The organism is Amycolatopsis sp. 505 (assembly GCF_031625235.1).
Lineage (GTDB): Bacteria > Actinomycetota > Actinomycetes > Mycobacteriales > Pseudonocardiaceae > Amycolatopsis.
In genome coordinates this window covers 481,785-496,432 of sequence record NZ_JACKQP010000004.1, presented here as the reverse complement: position 1 = coordinate 496,432, position 14,648 = coordinate 481,785, and the positions used below count along the sequence as shown (strand labels likewise).

At 71.7% G+C, this 14,648-nt stretch carries 11 protein-coding genes, 1 pseudogene and 1 riboswitch; of the genes and pseudogenes, 7 read left to right on the top strand and 5 right to left on the bottom strand.

Annotation, left to right across the window (positions count from 1 at the left end; all coding sequences use genetic code 11):
- The first annotated feature begins 1 nt into the window (after window position 1).
- The 3 genes and pseudogenes from H5965_RS18225 to H5965_RS18215 all read left to right on the top strand — a co-directional run bounded on the left by H5965_RS18225 (window position 2) and on the right by H5965_RS18215 (window position 4,408).
- Entirely contained in the window at window positions 2–3,094 is a 3,093-nt protein-coding gene (locus H5965_RS18225; RefSeq protein ID WP_310971198.1) for an arabinosyltransferase domain-containing protein, read from the top strand.
- 140 nt (window positions 3,095–3,234) lie between these two features.
- Window positions 3,235–3,420: pseudogene (locus H5965_RS18220) on the top strand (helix-turn-helix domain-containing protein); the annotation flags it as partial.
- 139 nt (window positions 3,421–3,559) lie between these two features.
- Window positions 3,560–4,408 (top strand): integrase core domain-containing protein, encoded by an 849-nt coding sequence (locus H5965_RS18215; RefSeq protein WP_310971197.1) that lies wholly within the window; start codon window positions 3,560–3,562, stop codon window positions 4,406–4,408.
- Window positions 4,409–4,487: 79 nt separating this feature from the next.
- Here H5965_RS18215 and H5965_RS18210 read toward each other — a convergent pair whose 3' ends face one another.
- Genes H5965_RS18210 through H5965_RS18195 form a run of 4 tightly spaced genes read right to left on the bottom strand, consistent with a single transcriptional unit; the run spans window position 4,488 to window position 7,984 of the window.
- Window positions 4,488–5,975 (bottom strand): precorrin-2 C(20)-methyltransferase, encoded by a 1,488-nt coding sequence (locus H5965_RS18210; RefSeq protein WP_310971196.1) that lies wholly within the window; start codon window positions 5,973–5,975, stop codon window positions 4,488–4,490.
- Window positions 5,972–6,595: a precorrin-8X methylmutase gene (locus H5965_RS18205; protein ID WP_310971195.1), complete on the bottom strand. Its 624-nt coding sequence runs from the start codon at window positions 6,593–6,595 to the stop codon at window positions 5,972–5,974. The genes H5965_RS18210 and H5965_RS18205 overlap by 4 nt, the downstream gene beginning before the upstream one ends.
- Window positions 6,592–7,665, bottom strand: a complete 1,074-nt coding sequence (locus H5965_RS18200) for a precorrin-3B synthase (protein ID WP_310971194.1) — start codon at window positions 7,663–7,665, stop codon at window positions 6,592–6,594. The genes H5965_RS18205 and H5965_RS18200 overlap by 4 nt, the downstream gene beginning before the upstream one ends.
- Before the next feature lie 4 nt (window positions 7,666–7,669).
- A complete protein-coding gene (locus tag H5965_RS18195; RefSeq protein WP_310971193.1) occupies window positions 7,670–7,984 on the bottom strand; it encodes a DUF6191 domain-containing protein in 315 nt (104 codons plus the stop codon).
- A gap of 109 nt (window positions 7,985–8,093) precedes the next feature.
- On the opposite strand from H5965_RS18195, the gene H5965_RS18190 reads away from it, so the two are divergent.
- The 3 genes from H5965_RS18190 to H5965_RS18180 are packed head-to-tail and all read left to right on the top strand — an operon-like array spanning window position 8,094 to window position 10,098.
- Window positions 8,094–9,020: an ABC transporter ATP-binding protein gene (locus tag H5965_RS18190; protein WP_310971192.1), complete on the top strand. Its 927-nt coding sequence runs from the start codon at window positions 8,094–8,096 to the stop codon at window positions 9,018–9,020.
- On the top strand, window positions 9,017–9,862 hold the full coding sequence (locus H5965_RS18185; RefSeq protein WP_310971191.1) for an ABC transporter permease: 846 nt from the start codon (window positions 9,017–9,019) through the stop codon (window positions 9,860–9,862). The genes H5965_RS18190 and H5965_RS18185 overlap by 4 nt, the downstream gene beginning before the upstream one ends.
- A 2-nt stretch (window positions 9,863–9,864) precedes the next feature.
- Complete coding sequence (locus H5965_RS18180) at window positions 9,865–10,098, top strand: helix-turn-helix transcriptional regulator (protein ID WP_043784651.1); 234 nt, start codon at window positions 9,865–9,867, stop codon at window positions 10,096–10,098.
- Here H5965_RS18180 and H5965_RS18175 read toward each other — a convergent pair.
- Entirely contained in the window at window positions 10,095–10,820 is a 726-nt protein-coding gene (locus H5965_RS18175; RefSeq protein WP_310971190.1) for a hypothetical protein, read from the bottom strand. The two genes, H5965_RS18180 and H5965_RS18175, sit on opposite strands and share 4 nt — an antisense overlap.
- A gap of 86 nt (window positions 10,821–10,906) precedes the next feature.
- A riboswitch (cobalamin riboswitch) is annotated at window positions 10,907–10,976 on the top strand.
- 49 nt (window positions 10,977–11,025) lie between these two features.
- Between H5965_RS18175 and cobN the strand changes: the two genes are divergently transcribed.
- A complete protein-coding gene (gene cobN, locus H5965_RS18170) occupies window positions 11,026–14,589 on the top strand; it encodes a cobaltochelatase subunit CobN (protein WP_310971189.1) in 3,564 nt (1,187 codons plus the stop codon).
- The last annotated feature ends 59 nt before the right edge of the window (window positions 14,590–14,648 follow it).

Below are 14,648 nucleotides of genomic sequence, written 5' to 3'. Positions count from 1 at the left end.
GATGCGTCTGATTGCCGTAGCGCTGGGGTTGCTCTCGGCCTTGTGCGCGCTGGCTTTCCCTTTCCTGCCGGTGGTGCAGGACACGGCGGAGGTCGTCTGGCCGACCGGCAGCGACACCCGCTCCGTCAACGCGCCCTTGACCGGGTACTGGGCCCAGGACCTGCGGGCCGAGGTGCCGTGCGCGACCATCCGCTCGGTCGACGCCCGCACGAACGGTCCGGGCCTGCTGTTCGCCACCGTGCCGGACGGCCGCACCGACCCGAACGCCGGCAAGGGCGTCGGCCTGCAGCTGCGCATCGACAACGGCGTGCTGTTCGCCTCGAGCCAGGGTCAGCAGATCGCCCAGCAGCCGCTGCCCGCCGAGAAGTGCGACGTCGAGCTGGACGTCGATGCGACGCAGATGACCCTGACCGTCGCCGGGACGCCGATCTTCCACGCGAACGGCGACGTCCGCCCGCGGCTGGTCGGCATCTACTCGTCGATCAACTCGAGCAAGGACCCGATCGCCGGCCTGCACGTTTCGGTCGTGCCGGACACGCGGTACCAGACGTCGCCGACCGCGCTGAAGATCGTCGTCGGCGTGCTCGCCGTGCTGTCGCTGATCGGCTGCCTGATCGCGGTCTGGCGCCGCGACTCCGGCTTCGCGAGACGCGCGCCGCGCTGGGCGCCGGTCGGCTGGTGGCGGCTGACCGCGCGGGACGCGACGGTGATCATCGCGCTCGGCGCGTGGGTCTTCATCGGGCCGGTGACCTCGGACGACGGCTACATCCTCACGATGGCCCGGGTCACCGAGGCGACCGGCTACCTGACGAACTACCACCGCTGGTTCGGGGTCGCCGAGGCACCGTTCGGCTGGTTCTACCACGTCTTCGAGCTGATGACGCACGTCAGCACGGTGCCGCCGTGGATCCGGCTGCCGTCGTTCCTGCTCGGCGTGCTGAGCTGGCTGCTGATCAGCCGCGAGGTGATGCCGCGCCTCGGCAGCCAGATCCGCACCAGCCGCCCGGCCAGCTGGGCCGCGGCGACGGTGTTCCTGATCTGGTGGATGCCCTACAACAACGGCGTCCGCCCGGAACCGGTGGCCGCGCTCGGCTCGCTGCTGGCGATCTGTGCGGTCGAGCGCACGCTGGTGACGCGGCGGCTGCTGCCGCTGTGCCTCGGCCTGACCGCGGCCGGGTTCACCCTGGCCGCGACGCCGACCGGGCTGATCGCGGTGGCGCCGTTCCTGGTCGCCGCGCGCCCGCTGTTCAAGCTGATCCGGCAGCGCGCGAACGAGAGCGGCTGGCTGCCGGTGCTGGCGCCGGTCGCCGCCGCGGGACTGCTCGTGCTGGTCGTGGTGTTCGCCGACCAGACGTTCGCGACCGTCCAGGAAGCGACCCGGATCCGGACCCAGGTCGGCCCGAACCTGTCGTGGTTCCAGGAGCTCGCGCGCTACCAGCTGCTGTTCGCCGACCTGCCGGACGGTTCGGCGCCACGCCGGTTCCCGGTGCTGCTGGTCGTCCTCTGCACCGCCACCTGCCTGGTGGTGCTGCTGCGCCGCAGCCGGATCCCCGGCGCGGCGCTCGGCCCGGCCCGCCGCCTGATCGGCACCACGGCGCTGTTCTTCCTGCTCCTGGCCCTGACGCCGACGAAGTGGACGCACCACTTCGGCGCGTTCGCCGCGGTCGGCGCGTCGATGGCGGCCCTGGCCGCGCTCGCGACCAGCTCGACGGTGCTGCGGTCCCAGCGCAACCGCGCGGCGTTCCTCGCGGCGCTGCTGGTGGTCGCCGCGCTGGCCGCGACCGGACCGAACACGTACTGGTTCGTCTCCCGCCTCGGCGTCCAGTGGACGAACGTGGCCCCGTCGGTCGGCGGCCTCCCGCTGTCGACGATCCTGCTGGTCGCGGCCGCGATCGCCGGGATATACGCGTTCGTCGAGAACGTCCGCGCGCACCGCCCGGGCCTGCCGGACCAGCCCCAGGAAGGCCGGCTGCGCGCGCTGCGGCTCGGGTCGCTGTCGCTGGTGGTGGTCTGCGGCCTGGTGGCGGCGGGCGAGTTCGTCACGATGGCGTGGGCGATCCACAACCAGTCCGGCAGCTACAGCCTGGGCGCGGCGAACGTCGGGCACCTGTTCGGCAAGAGCTGCAACCTCTCCGACCACGTCATGGTCGAGCGCGACGCGGCGACGAGCATCCTGCACCCGCAGGCCGAGCAGCGGACCGTCGCGGAGAAGCCCAAGGAGCCCGAGTCCCCGCTGCCGAACCCCGACCAGGACAACGGCCGCGTGCAGACCGGCTTCCACACCCGCCCGGTCGACGACAAGGACCCGCTGGCCGAGCCGCCGCACGGGTTCACCCCGGAGAAGGTGCCGATGTGGTCGAGTTACCTCGACCCGGAGACGCGCGCCGGCCGGCTGCGCAGCGACTGGTACGCGCTGACGGAGAAGCCGGCGGACGGCCAGATCGTGGTGGCGACGGCCGGGGCGGCCCGCCGCCCGACGTCGGTCAGCCTCGACTACGGCGTCGACACCCCGGACGGCGTGAAGGTGCTGCGCAGCCAGTTCATGCTGCCGCCGGGGTCGGGCACGGGCGGCTGGAACGACACCCGCATCAACCTGCGCGACCTCCCGCCGGAGACGAACGCGGTCCGCATCAACATCGTGGACAACGACCTGACGGAGGACGGCTGGATCGCGGCGTCGGCGCCGCGCGTCCCGACGTTCACGACGCTGACGGACCGCATCGGCTCGAAGCCGGTGTACGTGGACTGGCCGGCGTCGTTCGTGTACCCGTGCGTCCAGCCGGTGACCAGCCACGACGGGATCTCCCAGGTCCCGGACTACCGCATCACGGCCGGCGGCCTGGCGGACGAGGCCCAGTGGGCGTCTTCGACGAACGGCGGCCCAATCGGCTGGCTGGAGGAGCTGGCCGAGGAGCCGGAGGTGCCGAGCTACCTGATCGGCCAGCCGAGCCAGTCGTGGGGCCAGCTGCTGCAGATCGAGCCGTTCACCGAGGGCATCGCCCCGACGATCGTCCACGGCGAGAAGACGGTGCCGGGCTGGTGGTCACCGGGTCCGGGACCCCGCCAGCCGAACGGCAAGGATCCCACGCGCTGACCCGTCGTGAGTGGTAAGGCGGGTTAGAACCCGCTGTTGAGTCTCAGGACATCGCCGACAGTTGATGTCTCAGGACCTCACAGACACTGACTGGCCTGTCGAGGCATGGCCACCACAGCATCAACGGTGACCATGCCTCGATGGGCAGAGCAGGGTTTGCGATGGATCCTGAGTTCGTCGCCGCGGTCGCTCGGGCCGCTCACGGCGAGAAGATCAACGTGGCACGGTTCTGCCGCGAACACGACCTGTCCCGAGACACCTTCTACAAATACCTGACCCGCTTCCGCGCCGAAGGCGCCAGCGGGTTCACCCACCACAGCACCGCCCCCCACCGCCACCCGACCGCATTCGGGCCGCAGGTGGCCGAGGCGGTGCTGCGCGCCCGCAAAGAGCTCGCCGACCAAGGCCTCGACAACGGCCCCCCTCTCCATCCGCTGGCGACTCGAAGACACCGGCCTCACCCCGGTGCCCTCCCGCGCCTCCATCCACCGGATCCTGCGCGCCCACGGCCAGATCACCCCGCAACCCCGCAAGAAACCCCGGACCCGACGGCGGTTCGAATACGCCGACCCCAACGGCTGCTGGCAGATCGACGGCATGGAACACCACCTGGCCGACGGCACGAAGGTCTGCATCATCCAGATCCTCGACGACCACTCCCGCCTCGACGTCGGCACCTACGCCGCCACCGGCGAAACCACCACCGACACCTGGGCCGCGCTGCAACACGCCTTCGCCGGGCACGGCCTACCCGTGCGGCTGCTCTCGGACAACGGGCTGGCCTTCACCGGCAAACACCGCGGCCGGATGGTCGAACTCGAACGCCACCTCGCCGCCCTCGGGATCACCAGCATTGCGGCCACCCCGCATCGCCCGCAGACCTGCGGCAAAAACGAACGCGTCCACCAGACCCTGCAGAAATGGCTCGCCGCCCGACCACCCGCCCACACCCTCACCGAGCTGCAAGAACTACTCGAGCAATACCGGCAGATCTACAACCATCGCCGCCACCAAAGCCTGGACGGGCAGACACCCCAGCAGCGCTACGACGCCCGCCCGAAAGCCACCCCCGCCACCGGCCCGCGCCGGCCCAGCGGCGTCACCACCCGAACAGTCTCAGCCACCGGCGTGCTCGCCTTCTCCGGCTGCTCCATCGTCCTCGGACGCGCCTGGGCCGGACGCACCGCCAGCCTCTACTGGCAAGGCGACCGCGTCACCATCATGATCGACGACACGGTCGCCCGCCAGCTCACACTAGACCGATCGGTACGCTACCAACCCCTCACCAACCACAAACTGTCCGCGAAGTCCTGAAACAGACCCGTCCGTGAGGTCCTGAGACATGACAGCGGGTTAGAACCCGCCTTACCACTCACGACCGGCCGCGGCAGACCTAGTAGCTGCGGGGCGTCCAGACGATGCCGTTCTCGGACCGGGTGCGGGACGAGCCCACGATCAGCAGGCAGCGCATGTCCACTGTGGACGGTTCGAGCTCACCGAGGGTCGTGACGCGGATGTCCTCCTCCGGGCCGCCGACATCCCGCGCCACCACGACCGGCGTCGCCGGCGCACGGTGGCGGAGCAGCACCGACCGGGCGTCCGCGAGCTGGGTCGTCCGGGAACGTGAAGCCGGGTTGTACAACGCCAGCACGAGATCCGCCGCGCCTGCCGCGTCGAGGCGCTTTTCGATGATCTCCCACGGCTTCAGCCGATCCGACAGCGAGAGCACGCAGTAGTCGTGGCCCAGCGGGGCGCCCACCCTGGACGCCGCCGCCTGGGCCGCCGTCACGCCCGGCACGATCCGGACCCGGACGCCCGTGCCGTGGCCGGCCGACACCTGCTCCAGTACCGCCGACGCCATCGCGAACACCCCCGGGTCGCCCGAGGACACCACCGCGACCCGGGCGCCGGAAGCAGCCAGGGACAACGCCTCGCGCGCCCGGTCGGCCTCGACGCGGTTGCCCGACGCGTGCCGCTGCTGGCCCGCCTTCTGCGGCACCCGCGCCACGTACGGCCCGTACCCGACGATGTGTTCGGCGGCGGAAAGCTCCGCCGCCGCTTCCGGGGTGAGCCACTCCGGGCCGGCCGGCCCGAGCCCCACGACGACGACTTCGCCGCCCGAAGAAGGCGCAGCGGCGACGGGAGCAGGCGAAACCCGAGACGCGTAAGCCGGCGAAGGCAGCAACGCCAACGAGAAGTACGGGACCGTAGACGGATCGACCTCACCCAGGGGCTCGACCCGCTGTTGTCCCCACGTCGCCCGCTCGATGTACACGGCGTCGTCCAGTTTCCCGGCTTCCTCGAACGCCTCCCGCACCGACGAGAACGTCCGGCCCAGCTTCAGCACCGCCGCCGCGTCGGTGTCCGCCAGGCGCCGCGCCAGCTCCGGGGCCGGGAGCGTGCCCGGGAGCACCGTCAGCACCTCGTCGCGCTGCACCAGCGGGCGGCCGATGACCGAGGACGCCGCGCTCACCGACGTCACACCCGGGACGACCACCGCCTCGAAGCGGCCGGCCAGCCGTTCGTGCATGTACATGTACGAGCCGTAGAAGAACGGGTCGCCCTCGCAGAGCAGGACCACGTCCCGCCCGGCGTCGAGGTGTTCGGCCAGCCGCTTCGCGCTCAGCTCGTAGAAATCGGCGATCGCGCCCTCGTAGCCGCCCGGGTGGTCGGTCGTTTCCGTGGTGACCGGGTAGACCAGCTTCTCCTCGATCTGCCCCTCGCGCAGGTACGGCTCGGCCACCGAGCGCGCGATGCTCCGGCCGTGCCGCGCGCAGTGGTACGCGATCACCGAGGCCTCGGAAATCAGGCGGGCCGCCTTGACCGTCATCAGTTCCGGGTCGCCGGGGCCGAGGCCGACGCCGTACAGTGTGCCGGTCATTCTTCCGCGCTCGCGAGTGCGTTGATCGCCGCGACCGCCATCGCGCTGCCGCCGCGCCGGCCGTGCACCACCAGGTACGGGGCCGGGGCCCGCTTGGCGAGCTCCACTTTGGACTCCACCGCGCCGACGAACCCGACCGGGACGCCGATGATCGCCGCGGGGGCGCCGACGCCTTCGTCGAGGATCTCCAGCAGGCGGAACAGCGCCGTCGGCGCGTTGCCGATCGCCACCACCGAACCGGGCAGCTTGTCGCGCCACAGCTCCAGCGCCGCCGCCGAGCGGGTGGTGCCCATGCGTTCGGCCAGCGAAGGAACACCGGGGTCCGACAGCGTGCAGAGCACTTCGTTGGCCGCGGGCAGACGGCGCCGGGTGACGCCGCTGGCGATCATCTGCGCATCGCACAGGATCGGCGCGCCGGCCTCCAGCGCCGCGCGGCCGGACTCGACGACGTCGAGCGTGTAGCGCAGGTCGTCGACCAGATCGACCATGCCGCAGGCGTGGATCATCCGGACCGCCAGCCCGGCCACGTCGTCGGGCAGGATCGCCAGGTCCGCCTCCTCGCGGATCGTGGCGAACGAGTGCCGGTAGATCTCGGCACCGTCCCGCAGGTAGTCGATCACAGATTTCCCTTCAGCTCGTCGAGCGGCACCCAGCGGCCGTCGATGCGGTAGCCCCCCGCTTCGGCGACAACGTCCACATGGGACTGCGACGGCTTCCCGCACCGCCGTTCGCAGCCCGAGAAGTGCGCGCGCAGGCCCGGCCGGAACACCGCGTCGGCCCGGACGTCGGCGCGCGACTTCGCGCAGCCCGGACGGCCGATGCACGCGGTGGTCCCCAAGGCCTCGCCGCCGAAGCCCAGCCGCGCGAAGACGTCGGCGGGCACGTCCGGCAGCACCACCGACTTCCACGGCGTGACCAGCGCGGGACCGAACTCCGCCAGCGCCCGCGCCTGTGCCGCGGACAGCTGCCCGAAGCGCGGCACGACTCCGGCCGCGAAGCCGCCGTCCCGGGAGATCAGCCCCACCGGGATGTCGACACCGGGCGGCGGCACCGGCGTTCCCCGCCAGGCCGGGTCGTCGAGCTCCGCGACCCGCCAGGCCGACCCGCGCACGCGGAGGAAGCCGAGCGCGACTTCGACCAGCGCCGAGACGGCGTCGGCGCGCGACACCCGTCGTCCGGTGTCGCCGCCCGCGAGCAGCAGCGTGCCCTCGGACGGGCCCACCGCGAGCCAGCAGACGTCGGCACCTTCGGCGGCGACATCGCCGCGGCCGTCGTCGAAAGCGAAGAGGAACCGGCCGGGCAGCGACGCCAGCTCCGGCGTCGAACACAGCACGTCGTCCAGAGCCGACGCCAGGCCGCGGACGTCGGCGAGGCCGCCGCGCAGCCCGCTCAACGGCGAGGCGAGAACGTTCCGGACCCGCTCGTGCGACGGCGACGGCAGCAGGCCCGCGGCGGTCAGCCGGGCCTCGAGGCCGGGCCGCTTGACGGCGCGCAGCTGGACGTTGCCGCGCGAAGTGAGGTGGAGATCGCCGTCACCGCAGGCCTCGGCCGCGTCGGCCAGCGCGCGCAGCTGCACTGCGGAAATCGTGCCGCCGGGCAGGCGCACGCGGGCCAACGGCCCGTCGGCGGCGTCGTGGGGTGCGAAAACACCGGGGCACGCGTCGGCTCGCACACGTGCTGGGGTCGGCATGGGGTCACTGTAGCTGGCGGTTCGGCGGCTCCGGCGGGTCCGAACGCGGGCGGATCCGGGCGACTCCGGCGTCCAGGTCCACGTCACGCCAGGGTGGTGCGCCTTCGGCGTCCTGCTCGACGAGCATCGACATCGTTTCCCGGTGTTCCAGCTCACGCCGCTTGGTCCCGTAGAGGAACGCGGTCGTTTCCTCGATGTAGGTGGCGGACAACCGCGCCTTGAAGCGCGAGCCGTTCTTGCGCGGCCGCAGTTCGATCGCCGCCATGACCAGCAGGATCACGACGCCGCCCGGTAGGGCCAGTCCCAGCCAAGGTCCCATGCCCGCCGAACCGGGTGACCGCGGGTCAAGTTCCCGGCACCGTAGAAGTCTGATCGAATGTAGTAGGTGTGCTACATTCGATCGCATCAGTCAGATGGGGGTGACCGCGATGAGAGATCCTGCCGATCCCGTCGTCCGCATTCGCGGGCTGCGGATGCGGTACGGCACGAACGACGTGCTCCACGGCGTCGAATTCGAGGCGTACCGGGGGGAGGTCGTCTGTCTGCTCGGGCCGAACGGCGCGGGCAAGACGACGACGATCGAGATCCTCGAAGGCTTCCGCATGCGGTCGGCCGGCGAGGTGAGCGTGCTGGGCGTCGACCCGGCGCACGGCGGCGAGGACTGGCGGGCACGGCTGGGGGTCGTGCTCCAGTCCTGGCGTGACCACGGGAAATGGCGTGTCCGCGAGCTGCTCGCCCACCTCGGCCGGTACTACGCGCCGTACTCGACGGCGTCGCACCCGCGGCCGTGGGACGCCGACGAGCTGATCGCCGCGGTCGGACTCACCGAGCACGCGGGCAAGAAGCTCAAGCAGCTTTCCGGCGGTCAGCGGCGGCGGCTCGACGTCGCCATCGGCATCGTCGGCCGCCCGGAGCTGCTGTTCCTCGACGAGCCGACCGCGGGCTTCGACCCGGAGGCCCGGCGGGAGTTCCACGACCTGGTGCACCGCCTGTCCGACGAGCTCGACACGACGATCCTGCTGACCACGCACGACCTCGACGAGGCCGAGAAGCTCGCCGACCGCATCCTCATCCTCAACGGCGGCCGGATCGTCGCCGACGGCTCGGCCGACGAGCTGAGCCGGCAGATCTTCGGCGAGGCCGAGGTCCGCTGGAGCATCGGCGGGCAGCGCTTCGTGCACTCGACGACCGAAGCGACGAAGTACGTGTACGACCTGTTCAAGCAGCACGGCGAGGCCGTCGCGGACCTCGAGGTCCGGCGGGCGTCGCTGGAGGACACCTACATGACGCTGGTCCACCGCGCCGAGACCGGCGGCGAGACGGAGCTCGGCCTCCAGGAAGCGGGTGCGCGATGAACGCCGTCGCCGTGCGGGCCGGGGTGGCCCGCGGCTGGATCGAGTTCAAGCAGACGTGGACCAACCTCGACGACGTGGTCGGGCAGGTCGTCTTCGTGCTGCTCTTCCTCGGTACGTTGTTCTTCATGCGCAACGCCACCCTGCCCGGCACGTCGTTCTCGCTCGGCGCGGCGACCGTGCCCGGCGTGCTCGGCGCCGGCATCGTGTTCCAGGGCCTGACCGGCGCGGCGGGCTACCTGGCCATCGACCGCGAGGACGGCACGCTGCTGCGGGCGAAGGCGACCCCGAACGGGATGCTCGGGTACCTGATCGGGAAGACGACGGCGCTGTCGCTCGCCCAGCTCACGTCCGTCGCCGCGGTCCTGGTCCCCTGCCTGTTCGCGTTCTCCGCGCTGGCGCCCGACGGCGTCGGGTCGTACCTGCACCTGCTCGGGGTGCTGGTGCTCGGCATGGCCGCGACGATGCCGATCGGCGCGGCGCTGGGCTCGCTGGCCAACAGCGCGCGATCGATCGGGCTGATCACCCTGCCGGTGATGGGCATGGGCGCGATCTCGGGGATCTTCTACCCGATCACGGCGCTGCCGGTGTGGGTGCAGGACATCGCGCAGGTGTTCCCGATGTACTGGCTCGGCCTCGGGATGCGCTCGGCGCTGCTGCCGGACGGCGCGGTCGTCGTCGAGATCGGCCAGTCTTGGCGGCCGGTGGCTACCGTGGCGGTCCTGCTCGCGTGGGCGGTGCTCGGCTTCGCGCTGGCCCCGGTCCTGCTCCGCCGCATGGCGCGACGCGAGGCGGGCTCGTCGGTGGCCGAACGGCGGCAGAAGGCCATGCAGCGTGTGGGGTAGTGATGAGTGAGGTCGTCTACAACCGGATCGCGATGCTGCGCGCGGAACGGTCGATCTCGCGGCGGCAGCTGGCCGAGGCCCTCGGGGTGCACTACCAGACGATCGGCTACCTCGAACGCGGCGAGTACAGCCCTTCGCTGTACCTGGCGTTGCGGATCGCGGAGTTCTTCGAGGTGTCCGTCGAAGTGCTGTTCTCGACGAAGCCCTTCCCCCGCCTGGGTGAGCGGTCCGCCTAGGGCTTGCGCAGGTCGGCCTCGGCGAGCGCGCGGACGACGTCGTCGCGGCGGGTCTCGCGGGTCGTCCGGTTGAGCTCGACGTGCAGGAACGGGGTGCCGCCGGCGGCCTGGCTCTGGACGTTCGTCGTCCCGGTCAGGCCGCGGCAGGGGTCGGCCCAGGCCCGCCGGACGCGGAATCCGGCGGCTTCCAGGCGGTCCGCGGCCCGGCGAGCCGCGTCGCCGGCTTCCGCGGCCCCGGCCGAAACGACGACGTCGGCCGCGGGCATCGTGCGGTCGTTGAAGCCGTGGAGCTGCACCTGCGGCAGGCCGCGGCGGGCGAGCAGCGTGCTGACGACGTGGAAGACGGTCCGCGTGTCGTGCGCCGGGTCCTCCCGGCGGCGGTGCGCGCCGGCCACCGCGAGGACGGCACCGGGCACCCGCCGGAAGAGCGCCAGCCCGACCCGGTCGGTCCGCAGGTCGGACGAGGGGTGCGGCACCTCGACCACCAGCGACGGCGGCGCCGACCGGTCGATCGCGTAGAGCCCCCAGGCCCGCTCGGTGCCCGGCTCCTGGACGACGACGTCGCCGCTCACGGAGAAGCCCAGGTCAGCCAGGTGGTGGGGACGGCCGTCGAGCCACGCGGCGAAGCCGGTTCCGGCGGTTTCGAGCTCGGCCGCCATGGGGTGGCGGTACGGCTGGCGGGTCGACTGTGCGGCGGTGAAGCTCCGGAGCAGGGATTCCAAGCCGTCAGGTTACCCGGGGCAACGTCACCTTGACGCGCCTCGACCGGCACCGGAGAGTGGATGCGATACCCACGCGTCGGCAGGTGGAGGAACCCGGTGAGAATCCGGGGCGGTCCCGCCACTGTGACCGGAAGAGATTCCGGGAGCCAGGAACTCCGGCCGGCGCGCCCGTCGACCCGGGGCGCGGACCCCGAGGAGGAACCTCGTGATCCTGCTTCTGTCCACTTCGGACACCGACCTGCTCAGCGCCCGTTCCTCCGGCGGCGAGTACCGGCTCGGCAACCCCGCCCGGCTCGACGTCGCCGAGCTGCCGGAGCTCCTGGACGGCGTGAAGATCGTCGTCGCGCGGATCCTCGGCACCCCGCGGAGCTGGCAGGACGGCCTGGACACGCTGCGGGCGTCGGGCGCGCACGTCGTCGTCCTCGGCGGGGAGCAGACGCCGGACGCCGAGTTGATGAAGCTCTCGACCGTCCCGGCCGGCATCGCCGCCGAGGCCCACGCCTACCTCGCGCAGGGCGGCCCGGCGAACCTCACCCAGCTCCACCGGTTCCTCTCCGACACGCTCCTGCTCACCGGCGACGGCTTCGGGCCTCCCGCGGCACAGCCTGCGTGGGGCGTTCTCGAGCGCCCGGCGAAGAGCGACGGCCCGGTCATCGGCATCCTGTACTACCGCGCGCACCACCTGTCCGGGAACACGGCCTTCGTGCACGCGCTCGCCGACGAGATCGAAGCCGCGGGCGGGCGCGCGTTGCCGATCTACTGTGCTTCGCTGCGTACGCGCGAGCCGGAGATGATGGCCGAGCTGGCTTCCGTGGACGCTCTGCTGGTCACCGTGCTCGCGGCGGGCGGCACGCGGCCGTCCGAGGTGGGCGCGGGCGGCGACGACGAGGCCTGGGACGTCGCCGAGATGGCCGCGCTCGACGTCCCGATCCTGCAGGCGCTGTGCCTGACCAGCGACCGCGAGACGTGGGCGGCCAACGACGACGGTCTCTCGCCGCTCGACGCCGGGAACCAGATGGCCGTCCCGGAGTTCGACGGACGGCTGATCACGGTGCCGTTCTCGTTCAAGGAACTCGACGAAGACGGCCTCCCCCGGTACGTGCCGGACGCCGAACGCGCGTCCCGCGTCGCTCGCATCGCCCTGGCGCACGCCCGGCTGCGGCACACGCCGCCGTCACAACGTCGCATCGCGCTGATGCTCTCCGCGTACCCGACGAAGCACTCTCGCGTCGGCAACGCGGTCGGGCTGGACACGCCGGCGTCGGCGATCGAGCTGCTGCGGCGGATGCGCGCGCTGGGTTACGACCTGGGCCCGGACGCCTTCCCGGGCGTCGACCCGACCGGCACCGACCAGCCCGACGGCGACGCGCTGATCCACGCGCTGATCGCCGCCGGCGGCCAGGACCCGGAGTGGCTCACCGAGGAACAGCTGGCCGGGAACCCGATCCGCGTTCCGGCCGCGCGGTACCAGGAGTGGTTCGACGCGCTGCCGGCCGGACTGCGTGACGGCGTCGAGGAGCACTGGGGTCCCGCGCCGGGCGAGCTGTACGTCGACAACGGCGACATCGTGCTGGCGTCGCTGCAGAGCGGCAACGTGATCATCATGATCCAGCCGCCGCGCGGGTTCGGCGAAAACCCGGTCGCGATCTACCACAACCCGGACCTGCCGCCGAGCCACCACTACCTGGCCGCGTACCGGTGGCTCGAGGAGGAGTTCGGCGCGCACGCCGTCGTCCACCTGGGCAAGCACGGGTCGCTCGAATGGCTGCCGGGCAAGACCGCCGGGCTTTCGGCGTCGTGCGCGCCGGACGCCGTACTCGGGAACCTGCCGCTGGTCTACCCGTTCCTGATCAACGACCCGGGCGAGGGCGCGCAGGCCAAGCGGCGGGCGCACGCGACGATCGTCGACCACCTGATCCCGCCGATGGCGCGTGCGGAGTCCTACGGCGACATGGCCCGGCTGGAGCAGCTGCTCGACGAGCACGCGAACATCGCGGCGATGGACCCGGCGAAGCTGCCGGCCGTGCGCCAGCAGATCTGGACGCTGATCCAGGCCGCCAAGCTGGACCACGACCTCGGCGTCGAGGAACGGCCGCACGACGCGGAGTTCGACGACTTCCTGCTGCACATCGACGGCTGGCTGTGCGAGGTCAAGGACGCGCAGATCCGCGACGGGCTGCACGTTCTCGGCGCGGCGCCCACCGGCGAAGCGCGCGTCAACCTGGTGCTGGCGATGCTGCGCGCGTCGCAGATGTGGGGCGGCAAGCAGGGTGCGGTGCCGGGACTGCGCTCGGCGCTGGGGCTCAAGGAAGACGCGCCGATGTCCGAAGTGGACGCGGTCGAGAAGACGGCGCGCGAGCTCGTCCGGACGATGGAGATGCGGGGCTGGGACGCGACCGCGGTGGCGTCGGTGGCGCCGGATCCCGCGGTCGCCCGGGTACTTTCCTTCGCGGCCGAGGAGATCGTGCCCCGCCTCGCAGGCACCTCGGGCGAGCTGGACGCGGTGCTGCACGCGCTGGACGGCGGGTACATCCCGGCCGGACCGAGCGGGTCGCCGCTGCGCGGGCTGATCAACGTGCTGCCGACCGGGCGGAACTTCTACACCGTCGACCCGAAGGCCATCCCGAGCCGGCTCGCCTGGGAGACCGGGCAGGCCCTCGCCGATTCGCTGCTTCGCCGCTACCGGGAGGACACCGGCGACTGGCCGCGGTCGGTCGGGCTGTCGGTGTGGGGCACGTCGGCGATGCGGACGTCCGGCGACGACGCGGCGGAAGTCCTGGCGCTGCTGGGTGTCCAGCCGGTGTGGGACGAAGCATCCCGGCGCGTCACCGGCATCGAGGCGATCCCCCTGGAGGAGCTGGGCCGGCCCCGGATCGACGTCACGGTCCGGATCAGCGGGTTCTTCCGCGACGCGTTCCCGCACGTGATCACGCTCCTCGATGACGCCGTCCGGCTGGTGGCCGGTTTGGACGAACCTCTCGACGAAAACTTCGTCCGCGCGCACGTCTCGGCGGACCTGGCTTCGCACGGCGATGCCCGCCGCGCGACCACGCGGATCTTCGGGTCGAAGCCAGGTGCGTATGGCGCGGGCCTGCTGCCGCTGATGGACAGCGGCAACTGGCGCGACGACAAGGACCTCGCGGAGGTGTACGCGGTGTGGGGCGGCTTCGCGTACGGCCGCGACCTGGACGGCCGTCCGGCGCGCGAGGACATGGAAAGTTCGTACAAGCGCATCGTGGTGGCGGCGAAGAACACCGACACGCGCGAGCACGACATCGCGGACTCGGACGACTATTTTCAATACCACGGTGGCATGATTGCGACGGTACGCGCCCTGACGGGCTCGGCCCCGGCGTCCTACGTGGGTGACAGCACCTCGCCGGACGCGGTCCGCACGCGCACGCTGGGCGAGGAGACGGCCCGGGTGTTCCGGGCGCGCGTCGTCAACCCGCGCTGGCTCGCGGCGATGCGCCGCCACGGCTACAAGGGCGCGTTCGAGCTGGCGGCCACAGTGGACTACCTGTTCGGCTTCGACGCGACGGCGGGCGTGGTCGGAGACTGGATGTACGAGAAGCTGACCGAGTCGTACGTGCTGGACGAGGTCAACCAGGAGTTCCTGCGGAAGGCCAATCCGTGGGCGTTGCGCGGGATCGTGGAGCGGCTGAACGAGGCCGCGGACCGGGGCCTGTGGGAGGAGCCGGACCCGGAGCTGCTGGCGAAGATGCGCGAGGTGTACCTGTCGCTGGAGGGCGACCTCGAGTCGGAGTGACTGCCGGCGTACCGCTGCGGCACCGGCAACTGCGTCACCGACAGTAAAACGGAAACGCC